The sequence below is a fragment of the Psychrosphaera haliotis genome (genome assembly GCF_039523615.1).
GTDB classification, from domain to species: domain Bacteria; phylum Pseudomonadota; class Gammaproteobacteria; order Enterobacterales; family Alteromonadaceae; genus Psychrosphaera; species Psychrosphaera haliotis.
In genome coordinates this window covers 58421-72594 of record NZ_BAAAFQ010000004.1, presented here as the reverse complement: position 1 = coordinate 72594, position 14174 = coordinate 58421, and the positions used below count along the sequence as shown (strand labels likewise).

Here is a 14174-nt window from a genome sequence, read left to right as displayed (position 1 = left end):
CAACAAATATGCGAATAGCGTTAGGTATAGAGTACGATGGGGCACAATTTTTTGGCTGGCAGAGACAAAGAGATGTAGCCACTGTTCAAGAGTGCCTTGAAGCTGCGCTAACACAAGTTGCCAATCATAAAGTTGATGTATTTTGCGCTGGTCGAACTGATGCCGGTGTTCATGGTACTGGTCAGGTTGTTCATTTTGACACTGAGTCTGTTCGTGGTGAACGCGGCTGGACCATGGGCATCAATGCTAACCTACCTGACGCAATCGCGGTTACATGGATGAAAGAAGTACCTGATGACTTTCATGCGCGTTTTTCTGCAACGGCTAGACGTTACAAATATGTTATTTATAATGAAAAGCTAAGACCTGGTATTTTAAATAAAGGGTTGAGCCATTATCACATGCCACTTAATGCAGACGATATGCAGCAAGCAGCACAGTGTCTGTTGGGCGAAAATGACTTCTCTTCGTTTCGTGCAGCACAATGCCAATCAAATTCCCCCAATCGATTTGTTCACTTTGTAAATGTCACTCGTAAAGGCAGTTATATTGTAATAGACATAAAAGCGAATGCGTTTGTTCATCATATGGTTAGAAATATTGCGGGTAGTCTAATTGCTGTTGGCAAGGGCGACAAACCAGTAGAGTGGATGGCGGAGGTTTTGGCTAAAAAAGACAGAACACAAGCGGCAGAAACAGCTAAACCAAATGGGCTATATTTAATCGATGTTGATTACCCGGAAGAATTTAACCTACCAACATCCAAGCTAGGACCTCTTTTTCTTTAAATATCGAGTTGGTTTTGTTTGTTTTTTATTCTATTTACAAACAAATAAGACCAGTTTAAGCGAGTTTTTATATAAAGGTTGTGTTTTAATAGCCCCAGATTTTTCATTAAGAAGAATATTGCGGACAATTTTTATAGGGCAGTAATGAAATGAGCTGGATAGAAAAAATTCTACCAAAGACAAATACCTCTACAAAGCGAAACATCCCTGAGGGTGTTTGGACTAAATGCACTAGCTGTGACGCTATTCTATATAAAAACGACTTAGAAAAAGAGCAGGGCGTTTGCCCTAAATGTGATCATCATATGCGCTTAACTGGTCGTAAACGTTTAGAGCTGTTTTTAGACGCGGGTGAAAAAACCGAAATAGCGGCAGACCTTGAGCCTCAAGACGTTTTATCATTTAAAGATACAAAAAAGTATAAAGACAGAATTTCAGCCGCGCAAAAGCAAACTAAAGAAAAAGACGCAATGATTGTCCTTAAGGGTCGAGTAAAAGGTGTTCCTTGTGTTGCGGCATCATTTGAATTTGCCTATATGGGTGGTTCAATGGCGACGGTGGTTGGAGAGAAGTTTGTGCAAGCGGTAAATGTTTGTATAAATGAAAATATTCCACTAGTTTGTTTTTCTGCGTCTGGTGGCGCTAGAATGCAAGAAGCCTTGTTCTCATTAATGCAAATGGCAAAAACAAGTGCTGCGTTGGCTAAATTGAGTGAAAAAGGTTTACCATTTATCTCAGTATTAACAGACCCAACAATGGGCGGTGTTTCGGCAAGTTTAGCAATGCTAGGTGACGTAAATATTGGTGAGCCTAAAGCGTTGATCGGATTTGCAGGCCCTCGAGTTATTGAGCAAACAGTAAGAGAGAAACTTCCAGAAGGTTTCCAAAGAAGTGAATTTTTACTAGAGCATGGTGCAATAGACATGATTGTAGATCGCAGAGAAATGCGAAATACAGTTGCACGATTGTTCGCAAAAATGTGTAAACTACCGTCACTGGAAAAAGAACACAGAACCGCTTAAATGAGTAATGAAATCTTTCAAAGCCAGTCTCTTAATGACTGGCTTTTTTATTTAGAGCAACAACACCCTACAGAAATAGAATTAGGGTTATCTCGAATTCAATCCGTTGCCGATAAAGCAAAGCTTAACCACCTCAATGCAGGTAAGACGGTGTTAGTTGCTGGTACGAACGGCAAAGGCACGACCATACGCTTTATAGAACTAGCCTTAATTGAACTAGGTTATTCAGTTGGTGTTTTCAGCTCCCCCCATTTGTTTACATATAATGAAAGAGTGCGCGTAAATGGCGAGTTATTAGCAGACTCTGACCACATCAGCGCTTTTGACTTTGTAGAGCTGCACAAAGGTAATACGTCGTTAACTTACTTTGAGTTTTCTACCCTTGCCGCGTTTAAATTGTTTCAACAGCATAAATTAGATTTTGTCTTGGTAGAAGTTGGTTTAGGTGGTCGTTTAGACTCAACGAATATTCTACAACAGGATATTTCTGTTATTACAAGTATCGGACTCGACCACGTTGATTGGCTGGGAAATACATTAGAGAAAATAGCGTTTGAAAAGGCCGGGATATTTAAAGCCAATAATACCGCAATCATAGGTGAGCAAAATCCACCATTGACCATTGAACAACAAGCTGCAAACTTAAAGGTCAAGACGGCTTTGTGGAGTGGCCGTGATTTCACTTTCTCTTCAGCGCTAGAGTGCCCAAAAACTTGGCAGTTTAAGTCAGGACAGGCGGTATTTGAGCAGTTAAACTCCAACTTTGTGCCGAGACAAAATATAGCCACTGCCATTCAAACTCTAATCGAATTGAATATAAAGTTAACGGAAGGCCTATTAAATAAAGTAATCAAAAACTTCTCATTACCAGGGCGTATGCAAATACTTTGTAGCAAACCTCTACAAATGGTGGACGTTGCACACAACCCACATGCGATAGCATATTTAAGTGATACTTTAGCCAGCAATGATGCTTTTAAACATATAAATGGTATTCATGCGGTTGTTGCTATGATGAAGGATAAAGATATTAAAGAGACGCTAGCCATTATGGTAAAAAGCGTTTCACATTGGCATATAGGAGAACTAGAAGCTAATCCAAGAGCTGCAAAAGCGGAATCAATTAAAGCGGTGCTAGAAGATCTTGGTGCAAAAAATGTTTCAGTCTATTCCAGCGTAGAATCAGCTTGGGCTCAAGCTCAAGAAGAACAACAAGAGGAAGAGCTTTTACTTGGGTTCGGATCATTTTACACTGTGTGTGATATTTTAAAGAATAATAACAAAGAAAAGAGGTCACTGTGACAGACATGATAAAACAACGACTATTGGGAATGTTAATAGTAGTTATTGCTGGGGTCGTATTTTTACCTGACTTGTTAGATGGCAAAAAGGAAGCAACCAAAGCGGACTTTAAAAAAATACCTGCTAAACCTGCGTTTGAACAAGAACCTAGTGAAAGTGAGTTTCCAGTTGATCTTGTTGAAGAAGCCATTGCTAATATTCCATCAGACAGCGACGAAATTGCTGTAGATGAAACTATTTCTGATAACAGTGCCAGCACTACAATAGCGAATGAAAATGGTAACGAAACGGAAGCTGATGATAACAATGTTGCGGCAACAAATATTATTGCCCCAGATAGCAATGCATCAACAGAAGTTAAAACTCAAAGCGAAGACCTAAAAGCAGAAATAACGACAAAAATACAAGATGACTTTCAGAAACCAATGTGGATATTACAACTTGGAAGTTTTAAACATAAAGAAAATGTGGTGACACTGCGCGAAACGCTTCGTAAAGCAGGTATTGAGACTTATACAAAGCCGGTGAAAACACAAGCTGGGGTATTGTCTAAAGTGTATGTCGGGCCAGAACAAGACAAAGATATACTTGTGAAAACCCAGCTTAAAATAAAAGAAATAAATGGTTTAGTCGGTAAGATTACACGTTTTGATACTAGAAATTAGTAGCCTGACTAAACTGGTTCTGGTAGACTTCGCGCCGAAAATTACCCGTGGAAAAGTTGTTTTTTATGGTATGGATTGATTACGCAATTATTGCAATTATTGCGATCTCATCATTGGTTAGTTTGGTGCGAGGTTTCGTGAAAGAGTCAGTGTCTCTGGCTGTTTGGGTCGCGGCCTTTTTTGTGGCCAGCCAATTTTACCCGTATCTAGCTTCTTACTTAACCGGCATCGAAAAAGAAATGGTTCGAAATGGCTCTGCCATTGCTATTCTCTTTATTATCACACTTATTTTAGGTGCGATGGTTAATCATATACTCTCTGAAATAGTCCAATTTACCGGTTTAACCGGTACAGATAAAATGCTTGGAATGATATTTGGCGGCCTAAGAGGTGCGCTTATCGTTGCAGCTACATTACTCTTTTTAGATACACTGACGCCCTCGAGTGACTCGCTTTGGTGGCAAAACTCAATTCTCATACCTGAATTCGCCTTTATCGTTGAATGGTTTTTTGAATTGTTAAAAGAAAACTCAAGTTTACTCTCTACACAACCTTGATGGAGAACGTATCATGTGTGGTATTGTTGGAATAGTTGGCAAAGAACCGGTTAATCAAATTATTTATGATGGACTGACTGTCCTTCAACACAGAGGTCAAGATGCAGCGGGCATAGTGACCATTGATGAAGGAAAATTTAGACTTCGTAAAGCCAACGGTTTAGTCCGTGACGTCTTCCAAGAACGCCATATGCAGCGTTTACAAGGAAATATGGGCATAGGTCACGTTCGTTATCCTACGGCCGGCAGCTCAAGCTCTGCAGAAGCTCAGCCATTTTATGTAAACTCTCCTTTTGGCATCTCATTAGCCCACAATGGCAACTTAACCAACGCGACTGAATTACGAGCGCACTTATTCAAAGAAGCTCGTCGTCATATTAATACCACTTCAGACTCTGAACTTTTGCTTAACATTTTAGCTCATGAGCTTTGTGAGTCTCAGCTTATGGAGCTAACGGCAGACAATATGTTCTCTGCTGTTAAACGATTACATCAAAATGTTCGTGGTGCTTATGCTGTTGTTGCCGTAATTATTGGCCACGGTATGTTGGCGTTTAGGGATCCGAACGGTATTCGACCTCTTGTATTAGGTGAGCGAGAAACTGATAAAGGTGTTGAATACATGGTTGCGTCTGAAAGCGTTGCCTTGGACATCGATGGCTTTAAGTTGGTAAGAGACGTTGCTCCTGGTGAAGCTGTTTACATTACGGAAGCTGGGGAGTTGTTTACTCAGCAATGTTTCCCTAACCCTAAATGTGTTCCTTGTATTTTTGAGTATGTTTATTTTGCTCGTCCAGACTCAAAACTAAATGATATTTCTGTTTATGCATCACGCGTAAAAATGGGGACATACTTAGGTCGTAAAATTAAAAAAGAATGGTCAGAATTGGATATTGATGTGGTTATTCCAATTCCTGAAACAAGTTGTGACATTGCTTTGCAAATTGCGCATGAATTAGATTTGCCTTACCGTCAAGGGTTCGTTAAAAACCGTTATGTAGGCCGTACGTTTATCATGCCTGGCCAAGCGCAGCGTAAAAAGTCTGTACGAAGAAAACTAAATGCTATTGGTGAAGAGTTTAAAGGCAAAAATGTTTTGCTAGTGGATGACTCCATTGTACGCGGTACAACTTCAGAGCAAATTATAGAAATGGCTAGAGATGCCGGAGCGAAAAAAGTATTTTTTGCTTCAGCAGCGCCAGAAATTCGCTTTCCAAATGTGTATGGTATTGATATGCCTTCGCCAAATGAGCTTATTGCTTATGGTCGTGAAGCTGACGAAGTTGCGGCACTTATTGGTGCAGATGAATTAATTTATCAGTCACTTGAAGATTTAGAGTCTGCAGTGAAGGAACAGAATCCTGGCATTGAGTCCTTTGAAACTTCAGTATTTGATGGCGACTATGTTACTAAAGATATTGACCAGGCGTATTTAGAGTCATTAGAAAGTACAAGAAAAGATAATGCGAAAAGTAAATTGTCAGAACCATTAGAAAATGGTTTGGAAATGCATAACGAAGAAAACTAGTTTCCGTTAGTAAACTCTTTACTTAGTCAGTTACTAAAATCAAAAAGCCAGCATTTAGCTGGCTTTTTTGTAATGAAAGTTCGGAGGTAACACAAAACTAAAACAGAAACCTAAAACACAAAGTTCGATGTAATAGGTTTATTACCTCTTAAACGAACATTAGCTATGAAACTTTTCACAGGCTTCAAGTGTATTTTCTACTAAAGATGCAACCGTCATTGGGCCTACGCCACCAGGAACAGGTGTAATCCAAGAGGCACGCTGAAATGCTTCATCAAATTGAATGTCCCCAACAAGACGACCATCGGCTAATCGGTTTATACCTACATCGATTACAATTGCGCCAGGCTTAACCCAATCGCCAGGAATAAACTCAGGTTTACCCACTGCAACAACTAAAATATCAGCTTGACGAACTTGAGCTTCAAGGTCTTGGGTAAACTTGTGACACACTGTTGTTGTACATCCCGCTAGTAAAAGCTCCAATGACATTGGACGACCAACAATATTTGATGCCCCAACTATAACGGCGTGTTTACCTTTATAAAAAACATGAGTGTTGTCTAACAGGGTCATTATACCTTTTGGCGTACAAGGACGAAGGGCAGGGACGCGTTGTGCAAGACGACCTATGTTATAAGGATGAAAGCCATCAACGTCTTTGTGAGGATGAATGCGCTCTAATATACGCTCTGGGTTTAAACCATGAGGTAAAGGAAGCTGAACCAATATGCCATCTATTTCATTATCTGAATTTAACTCATCAATTAATGTAAGCAGCTCTTGCTCAGTGGTTGTAGATGGTAAGTCAAAAGATTTAGAGGTAAGGCCTACTTCTTCACAGGCTTTTTTCTTATTCCCAACGTAAACTTGAGAGGCGGGATCTTGACCCACAAGCACTACTGCAAGTCCTGGAGCTCGTCGGTTTGCTTTTAATCGGGCACTAACACCTGTTTTTACTTTATCTCGAACGGTTTGCGCGATGGCTTTACCATCAATTAGTCTGGCAGTCATTGAACACTCTTATAAGTAGAAGTTAATTTTGCAGGGTAATTGTAAACCTTTGGTGAAAAAAACTCATTGATAATAACGTGGTTAATGAAAATAAATTAAAAACTTAATTATGAAATGGATGGTTTTTTATACTAAACTAGCCCATATTGAACGAAACAATAGCAAGTTGGGTTAAAAATCACCAAACAGTATAAATTCTTTAAAAAAGTATTTGACTGAATTGGGGGTTGTCCGTAATATGCCGCCCTGTCACGAGGCAACAAGTTCTCGAAACGAAAATCGGTGTTTAGCGCAGCTTGGTAGCGCACTTCGTTTGGGTCGAAGGGGTCGCAGGTTCGAATCCTGCAACACCGACCATTTTTTGTTTTGAGGAAGTAGCCCGTAGGTTATGCGCCCGTAGCTCAGCTGGATAGAGCAACGCCCTTCTAAGGCGTCGGTCGTAGGTTCGAATCCTACCGGGTGCGCCATTGTTTCGTTGACAAGTCTATATTGCGGTGATTGTAGCTCAGTTGGTAGAGCCCCGGATTGTGATTCCGGTTGTCGTGGGTTCAAGTCCCATCAGTCACCCCATCTTTTTGCGGGAGTGGCGGAATTGGTAGACGCGCTGGATTTAGGTTCCAGTATCGCAAGGTGTGAGAGTTCAAGTCTCTCCTTCCGCACCATTATCTACTTATATAATATTGTCGGTGTTTAGCGCAGCTTGGTAGCGCACTTCGTTTGGGTCGAAGGGGTCGCAGGTTCGAATCCTGCAACACCGACCATTATTATTTCCGTTACAAATTCAAAAAAAATCAAATTTCTCTCCTAAGTGCACATTATTTATCCCATTTTGGTCCCTTTTGCGTGGACGATTCAATAAGACACAGCTATAATGCCGCGTCATTTTAAGAACAAAAATATTGGGCCCGAGATTTTCGTATTGGCCACAAATTTATTAATTGAGGTAGAACATGCAAGTTTCTTTAGAAACGACTCAAGGTTTAGAGCGTAAAATTACTATCACTGTTCCAGCTGATGCAGTTGAAACTCAAGTTAAAGCACGTTTACGTGAAGTTGGTAAAACAACTCGCATCGATGGTTTCCGTAAAGGCAAAGTTCCAGTTTCAGTTCTAGAGAAGCGCTACGGTCAGTCAGTATTTGTAGAAGTTGCTCAAGAACAGATGCAACAAAACTACATCCAAGGCATCATCCAAGAGAAAGTAAACCCAGCGGGCGCGCCTTTCTTTGAGCCAAAGAATATGAAACGTGGTGAAGACTTAGAATTCACTGCGACGTTTGAAGTATACCCAGAAGTTGCTTTAGACAATGTTGAAAAAATCTCTGTTGAACGTCCAGTTGCTGAAGTAACAGACGCTGACCTAGACAACATGATGGTTACATTGCAGAAGCAACAAGCTTCTTGGACAGAAACTGACGCAGCTGCTGCGGAAGGTCATCGTGCAAATATCGATTTCATCGGTAAAATTGACGGTGAAGAGTTTGAAGGCGGAAAAGCTGAAGGTTTTGATTTAGAACTAGGTCAAGGTCGTATGATCCCTGGTTTTGAAGACGGCATCATGGGTAAAAAAGCAGGCGAAGAAGTAACAGTTAACGTTACATTCCCTGAAGAATACCATGCAGAAAACCTTAAAGGTAAAGAAGCTGAGTTCGCAGTAACTATCAACAAAATCGAAGCTCAAGAATTACCAGAGCTTAATGATGATTTTGTAACTAAGTTTGGCATTGAAGAGGGCGGCGTTGACGCACTTAAAGCTGAAGTTAAAAACAACATGACTCGTGAATTAGGCCAAGCGCTTAAAGCTAAAGTTAAAGAGCAAGCTATTAAAGGTTTATTAGAAGCTCACGAACTAGAAGTTCCTAAAGCGTTAGTTGACCAAGAAGTAAATGCTTTACGTCAACAAGCTATGCAACGTTTTGGCGGCCAAATGGACGCGAGCAACATGCCTGAGCTTCCTGCTGAGTTGTTTGAACAACAAGCTAAAGACCGTGTACGCACTGGTTTATTACTTGGCGAATTCATTCGTACAAACGACATCAAAGCTGACGATGCAAAAGTAAAAGAAATCATTGAAACTCAAGCATCAGCTTATGAAGATCCTTCAGAAGTAGTTAACCACTACTACGGTGACGAGAAGTTAATGGAAAATATCCGTAACTTAGCGACAGAAGATCAAGCAATTGAAATGTTACTTGAGAAAGCCAAAGTTGAAGATAAATCATTCAGCTTTGACGAAATTATGAACCCTAAGCAAGCATAATTAAAAATCGCATTGACTTAAGGGTTGAATAAAGGATTTAATGGCTCGATATACATAAAGTATGTCGAGCCATTTTTGTTTAAGGAAGTTTTATGATTAACCACAATAGTAATGTGGCAGCTGGGTTTGAAGAGCCAAGCAATGCATTAGTTCCAATGGTCGTTGAGCAAACGTCCAAAGGCGAACGTTCTTATGATATTTTTTCACGTCTTTTAAAAGAGCGTGTCATTTTCTTAACAGGCCAAGTTGAAGATCAAATGGCGAATTTGATCTGTGCTCAGCTTTTGTTTTTAGAGTCAGAAAACCCAGATAAAGACATTTACCTTTATATCAACTCTCCAGGTGGTTCGGTTAGTGCTGGTTTATCTATTTACGATACGATGAACTTTATCAAGCCTGATATCGCGACAGTATGTATGGGTCAAGCTGCAAGTATGGGCGCATTCTTATTATCAGGTGGTGCTAAAGGCAAACGTCACTGCTTACCTAATTCTCGTGTCATGATTCACCAACCGTTAGGTGGTTTCCAAGGTCAAGCTTCTGATTTTGAAATTCACGCTAAAGAAATTTTATATATTAAAGAAAAATTAAATCGTTTAATGGCTGAGCACTCTGGTCAAGACATTGAAAAAGTGGCTAAAGATACAGATCGTGATAATTTCTTAACGCCAGAAGACGCACTAGAATATGGCTTAATTGACTCAATTCTTACGCGCAGAGATTTAAAGTAAGTTTATTGGTTAACCTACTGGGTTAATACGAAATTATTGACTAACCTTAGGTTAGTCAAGCTAGCAAAGTGAGGTGACTCTATGTCAGAACCTACAGAAAATGACAGTAAGCTACTGTATTGTTCATTTTGCGGCAAGAGCCAGCATGAAGTTAAAAAACTAATTGCGGGTCCTTCTGTATATGTTTGTGATGAGTGCGTTGATTTATGCAATGACATCATTCGCGAAGAAATTAAAGAAATCTCTCCAAAAAGAGATGCAGACTCATTGCCGACACCAAGAGATATTTGTAACCACTTAGATGATTACGTTATCGGACAGAAACACGCTAAAAAAGTATTAAGTGTTGCTGTTTATAATCATTATAAGCGTTTACGTAATGCAGAGTCAGGTAACAGTGACGGCGTTGAACTTGGTAAAAGTAATATATTGCTTATTGGCCCAACGGGTAGTGGTAAAACATTGTTAGCGGAAACGTTAGCTCGATTTTTAGATGTACCATTTACCATGGCTGATGCGACAACGTTGACTGAAGCCGGTTATGTTGGTGAAGATGTTGAAAACATTATTCAGAAACTTCTTCAAAAGTGTGACTACGATGTTGAGAAAGCACAACGCGGTATCGTTTACATTGATGAAATAGACAAAATATCACGCAAATCTGATAATCCTTCTATTACTAGAGACGTATCAGGTGAAGGTGTACAACAAGCGCTATTGAAATTAATTGAAGGCACAGTTGCATCAATTCCTCCGCAAGGTGGACGCAAACACCCTCAACAAGAGTTTTTGCAAGTTGATACGTCTAAGATTCTATTTATCTGTGGTGGTGCATTCGCTGGTCTAGATAAAGTTGTTAGCGCTCGCTCAGAAACGGGTACTGCAATTGGTTTTGGTGCAGAAGTTAAGTCGAGTAAAGATGAAACGACCCTAACAGAACATTTCCAAAATGTAGAACCAGAAGATCTAGTTAAATATGGATTAATTCCAGAATTTATCGGCCGTCTACCAGTTGTTGCAACTTTAGGTGAACTAGATTTGGATGCGCTCGTACAAATACTAAGCGAACCTAAAAATGCGCTTACAAAACAGTATGGTGCATTGTTTGATTTAGAAGGTACGGAACTAGAGTTTCGAGAAGATGCTTTAAAAGCTATAGCTGCTAAAGCAATGGATAGAAAAACAGGTGCTCGTGGTTTGCGTTCAATTATTGAAGCAACCTTGCTAGATACCATGTATGAACTACCTTCTATGGAAGATGTTTCTAAAGTTGTTATTGACGAATCGGTCATTGCTGGACAGTCAGATCCTATTTTGATTTACGATAATCAAAAGAGCCAAGCATTGCCTGAGTGATAATTAATCAATCGTCTATAAAAAGGAGTCATTTGGCTCCTTTTTTGCTTTCAACAATTGAACTTTTTATCAGTCGCCCCATATACTTAATTATTACTTATAGAATGCAGAGAACTCATTAATATGACGCATGACGCAGAACTTTCAAACATTCCAGTGCTAGCATTAAGGGATGTTGTTGTTTATCCCCACATGGTTATTCCCCTATTTGTTGGTCGGGAAAAGTCTATTGCATGTCTAGAACAGGCAATGGAAAAGGATAAGAAGATATTTTTAGTTGCGCAACTTGACCCAGCCAATGACGATCCTAAGCCTAAAGACATGTACAAAGTAGGCACGGTAGCAACCATTCTTCAATTATTGAAACTACCTGACGGCACAGTAAAAGTGTTAGTTGAAGGTAATGTTCGCGGCAAAATATTGCAGTTTACGGAAACCAATGATTTCTTTGAGGCAGAAGTTGAGCCAATTGCTATTGCAATGGCTGACGAACGCGAAGAAGAGGTTTTAATTAGATCAGCAATAAACCAGTTTGAAGGCTACATAAAACTTAACAAAAAAATACCTCCGGAAGTATTAACTTCGGTAACAGGTATTGATGATGCTGATAGGTTAGCCGATACCATGGCATCTCATATGCCATTAAAAGTTGAAGAAAAACAGAAAGCCCTAGAAATTGAAGACGTTCATGAGCGTTTAGAATACTTAATGGCGCTTATGGAAGGTGAAATTGATCTACTTCAAGTAGAAAAGAAAATCCGTAGCCGCGTTAAAAAACAAATGGAAAAAAGCCAGCGCGAATACTACTTGAATGAGCAAATGAAAGCGATTCAAAAAGAATTAGGTGAATCGGAAGAGGGCGTTGATGAATTTGAAGCTTTAGAAGTGAAAATTTCTGAAGCCGGTATGCCAGAAGAAGCTGAACAAAAGACTCGTGCAGAACTTAAAAAGTTAAAAATGATGTCTGCTATGTCAGCGGAAGCAACAGTTGTTCGTGGCTATATAGATTGGATGACAGGCGTTCCATGGAAAAAGCGCAGCAAAGTTAAAAAAGACTTAAATAAAGCACAGGACGTTTTGGACTCTGATCACTTTGGTTTAGATAAAGTAAAAGAGCGTATTTTAGAGTATCTAGCCGTTCAACAAAGAACCAGTAAATTAAAAGGGCCTATTCTCTGTCTGGTGGGACCTCCAGGCGTTGGTAAAACTTCACTAGGCCAATCAATTGCAAAAGCGACAGGGCGTAAATACGTTCGTATGGCGCTAGGTGGTGTTCGTGATGAAGCAGAAATTAGAGGCCATCGCAGAACCTACATAGGTTCAATGCCAGGCAAAATAATTCAAAAGATGAGTAAGGTTGGTGTTAAAAACCCATTATTCCTTTTGGACGAAATTGATAAAATGAGCTCTGACATGCGTGGCGACCCATCGTCGGCGTTATTAGAAGTATTAGACCCAGAACAAAATGCTGCATTTAACGATCACTACTTAGAAGTTGATTATGACTTGTCAGACATAATGTTTGTTGCGACGTCAAACAGCATGGATATTCCAGGTCCTTTATTAGACCGAATGGAAGTTATTCGTTTGGCTGGTTATACAGAAGATGAAAAGCTTAATATTGCAAATCAACATCTTATCAGTAAGCAAATTAAACGAAACGGTCTTAAGGATAGCGAACTAACGCTGGAAGACAGTGCAATAATTGATATTGTTCGTTATTACACAAGAGAAGCGGGTGTTCGTAGTTTAGAACGAGAGATATCAAAAATTTGTCGTAAGGTAGTTACTCAAATCCTAACTAACAAAGATACTAAGAGTGTTGTTGTTAATGGGGATAACCTATCAGAGTATTCTGGTGTGCGTCGTTATGATTACGGCAAAGCAGATGAAGATGACCGTATTGGTCAAGTTACTGGTTTGGCGTGGACTCAGGTTGGCGGTGACTTACTGACAATTGAGTGTGCGACGGTACCAGGTAAAGGTAAACTGGTTTATACAGGCTCGTTAGGCGATGTAATGAAAGAGTCAATTCAAGCTGCTATGACTGTGGTGAAAAGCCGCGCAGAGGGTTTGAGAATAAACGCTGACTTCTCTGAAAAACGTGACATTCATGTGCACGTGCCAGAAGGGGCGACGCCAAAAGATGGTCCAAGTGCTGGTATTGGTATGGTAACGGCTCTTGTTTCTAGCTTAACGGGTAACCCGGTTAAAGCTGACGTGGCAATGACTGGTGAAATTACTTTACGTGGTGAAGTTTTAGCCATTGGTGGTCTAAAAGAAAAGCTTCTTGCGGCCCATCGTGGCGGCATTAAAACTGTTCTAATACCGCATGAAAATGAAAGAGATTTGGAAGAGATACCAGAAAATGTGAAGAAAGACTTAACTATTAAACCTGTTAAGTGGATTGATGAAGTGCTAGATGTCGCATTAAGTCAGCCAATTGAGCGTATTTCGACGGAAAATTGCGCATAAGTGAAGGTTTTTTTGTAAAAATCAAAAAAAAGGCTTTTCAAAACCTCCGACTGTGCTAGTTTATTGGTGCTAGGAGGGTTGGTTAGCCTACCTTCGCTAATAAAAATTGATTTCTAACGTTTATATAAACGGAATGAAAATGAGCCTAATAAAAATAACAAGGGCTCTAATAAATATAAAAACAATATAGGGGATGAAATTGTGAACAAGTCTCAATTAATCGAAAAAATTGCTGAAGGTGCTGACGTATCAAAGGCTTCTGCTGGCCGCGCATTAGACTCATTCATCGAGTCTGTAACAGGCGCTCTTAAAGATGGCGACTCAGTTGCTCTAGTTGGTTTCGGTACTTTTTCAGTACGTGACCGTGCAGCGCGCACAGGTCGTAACCCACAAACTGGTGCGACTATTGAAATTGCAGCTGCAAAAGTTCCAGCATTTAAAGCGGGCAAAGCGCTTAAAGACGCGTGTAACTAATTAA

Annotated in this window: 11 protein-coding genes, 5 tRNA genes and 1 pseudogene; 16 read left to right on the top strand and 1 reads right to left on the bottom strand. The window is 40.0% G+C overall.

What is annotated here, in order from left to right; translation table 11 throughout:
- Nucleotides 1-8: 8 nt before the first annotated feature.
- The 6 genes from truA to purF all read left to right on the top strand — a co-directional run bounded on the left by truA (nucleotide 9) and on the right by purF (nucleotide 5862).
- The gene (truA, locus tag ABD009_RS03005; RefSeq protein ID WP_155695320.1) at nucleotides 9-788 is read left to right on the top strand and encodes a tRNA pseudouridine(38-40) synthase TruA; all 780 of its coding nucleotides are present in this window, start codon (nucleotides 9-11) and stop codon (nucleotides 786-788) included.
- A gap of 149 nt (nucleotides 789-937) precedes the next feature.
- A complete protein-coding gene (accD, locus tag ABD009_RS03000) occupies nucleotides 938-1810 on the top strand; it encodes an acetyl-CoA carboxylase, carboxyltransferase subunit beta (RefSeq protein ID WP_343822535.1) in 873 nt (290 codons plus the stop codon).
- On the top strand, nucleotides 1811-3112 hold the full coding sequence (gene folC / locus ABD009_RS02995) for a bifunctional tetrahydrofolate synthase/dihydrofolate synthase (protein ID WP_343822533.1): 1302 nt from the start codon (nucleotides 1811-1813) through the stop codon (nucleotides 3110-3112).
- Between the two features lie 5 nt (nucleotides 3113-3117).
- A complete protein-coding gene (locus ABD009_RS02990; RefSeq protein ID WP_343823888.1) occupies nucleotides 3118-3777 on the top strand; it encodes an SPOR domain-containing protein in 660 nt (219 codons plus the stop codon).
- A gap of 65 nt (nucleotides 3778-3842) precedes the next feature.
- Nucleotides 3843-4334 carry a CvpA family protein gene (locus tag ABD009_RS02985; RefSeq protein ID WP_343822531.1) on the top strand — a complete coding sequence of 164 codons (492 nt, stop codon included), beginning with the start codon at nucleotides 3843-3845 and terminating at the stop codon, nucleotides 4332-4334.
- Nucleotides 4335-4347: 13 nt separating this feature from the next.
- A complete protein-coding gene (gene purF, locus ABD009_RS02980; RefSeq protein WP_343822530.1) occupies nucleotides 4348-5862 on the top strand; it encodes an amidophosphoribosyltransferase in 1515 nt (504 codons plus the stop codon).
- A gap of 159 nt (nucleotides 5863-6021) precedes the next feature.
- On the opposite strand, the gene folD is transcribed toward purF, so the two are convergent.
- On the bottom strand, nucleotides 6022-6876 hold the full coding sequence (gene folD / locus ABD009_RS02975; RefSeq protein WP_155695314.1) for a bifunctional methylenetetrahydrofolate dehydrogenase/methenyltetrahydrofolate cyclohydrolase FolD: 855 nt from the start codon (nucleotides 6874-6876) through the stop codon (nucleotides 6022-6024).
- A gap of 280 nt (nucleotides 6877-7156) precedes the next feature.
- Here folD and ABD009_RS02970 point away from each other — a divergent pair.
- The 10 genes and pseudogenes from ABD009_RS02970 to ABD009_RS02925 all read left to right on the top strand — a co-directional run.
- Nucleotides 7157-7233: transfer RNA gene (locus ABD009_RS02970), tRNA-Pro, on the top strand.
- A gap of 33 nt (nucleotides 7234-7266) precedes the next feature.
- Nucleotides 7267-7343 (top strand) — tRNA-Arg (locus ABD009_RS02965).
- Nucleotides 7344-7370: 27 nt separating this feature from the next.
- Nucleotides 7371-7446 (top strand) — tRNA-His (locus ABD009_RS02960).
- Between the two features lie 7 nt (nucleotides 7447-7453).
- A tRNA-Leu gene (locus tag ABD009_RS02955) sits at nucleotides 7454-7538 on the top strand.
- A gap of 22 nt (nucleotides 7539-7560) precedes the next feature.
- Nucleotides 7561-7637, top strand: a tRNA-Pro gene (locus ABD009_RS02950).
- A gap of 189 nt (nucleotides 7638-7826) precedes the next feature.
- Nucleotides 7827-9134 carry a trigger factor gene (gene tig, locus ABD009_RS02945; protein ID WP_343822527.1) on the top strand — a complete coding sequence of 436 codons (1308 nt, stop codon included), beginning with the start codon at nucleotides 7827-7829 and terminating at the stop codon, nucleotides 9132-9134.
- A gap of 92 nt (nucleotides 9135-9226) precedes the next feature.
- Nucleotides 9227-9865 carry an ATP-dependent Clp endopeptidase proteolytic subunit ClpP gene (clpP, locus tag ABD009_RS02940; protein WP_155695313.1) on the top strand — a complete coding sequence of 213 codons (639 nt, stop codon included), beginning with the start codon at nucleotides 9227-9229 and terminating at the stop codon, nucleotides 9863-9865.
- A gap of 81 nt (nucleotides 9866-9946) precedes the next feature.
- The gene (gene clpX / locus ABD009_RS02935) at nucleotides 9947-11221 is read left to right on the top strand and encodes an ATP-dependent protease ATP-binding subunit ClpX (protein ID WP_155695312.1); all 1275 of its coding nucleotides are present in this window, start codon (nucleotides 9947-9949) and stop codon (nucleotides 11219-11221) included.
- A 123-nt stretch (nucleotides 11222-11344) separates the two neighbouring features.
- Complete coding sequence (lon, locus tag ABD009_RS02930; RefSeq protein WP_343822524.1) at nucleotides 11345-13696, top strand: endopeptidase La; 2352 nt, start codon at nucleotides 11345-11347, stop codon at nucleotides 13694-13696.
- A gap of 141 nt (nucleotides 13697-13837) precedes the next feature.
- A pseudogene (locus ABD009_RS02925) lies at nucleotides 13838-14170 on the top strand (HU family DNA-binding protein); the annotation flags it as partial.
- Nucleotides 14171-14174: the final 4 nt, after the last annotated feature.

Bases quoted from the DNA above. Each gene is read 5' to 3' on its own strand.
- truA (WP_155695320.1), top strand. From the start codon at position 9: ATGCGAATAGCGTTAGGTATAGAGTACGATGGGGCACAATTTTTTGGC.
- accD (WP_343822535.1), top strand. From the start codon at position 938: ATGAGCTGGATAGAAAAAATTCTACCAAAGACAAATACCTCTACAAAG.
- tig (WP_343822527.1), top strand. From the start codon at position 7,827: ATGCAAGTTTCTTTAGAAACGACTCAAGGTTTAGAGCGTAAAATTACT.
- clpX (WP_155695312.1), top strand. From the start codon at position 9,947: ATGTCAGAACCTACAGAAAATGACAGTAAGCTACTGTATTGTTCATTT.
- clpP (WP_155695313.1), top strand. From the start codon at position 9,227: ATGATTAACCACAATAGTAATGTGGCAGCTGGGTTTGAAGAGCCAAGC.
- folC (WP_343822533.1), top strand. From the start codon at position 1,811: ATGAGTAATGAAATCTTTCAAAGCCAGTCTCTTAATGACTGGCTTTTT.
- lon (WP_343822524.1), top strand. From the start codon at position 11,345: ATGACGCATGACGCAGAACTTTCAAACATTCCAGTGCTAGCATTAAGG.
- folD (WP_155695314.1), bottom strand. From the start codon at position 6,876: ATGACTGCCAGACTAATTGATGGTAAAGCCATCGCGCAAACCGTTCGA.
- purF (WP_343822530.1), top strand. From the start codon at position 4,348: ATGTGTGGTATTGTTGGAATAGTTGGCAAAGAACCGGTTAATCAAATT.
- ABD009_RS02985 (WP_343822531.1), top strand. From the start codon at position 3,843: ATGGTATGGATTGATTACGCAATTATTGCAATTATTGCGATCTCATCA.
- ABD009_RS02990 (WP_343823888.1), top strand. From the start codon at position 3,118: ATGATAAAACAACGACTATTGGGAATGTTAATAGTAGTTATTGCTGGG.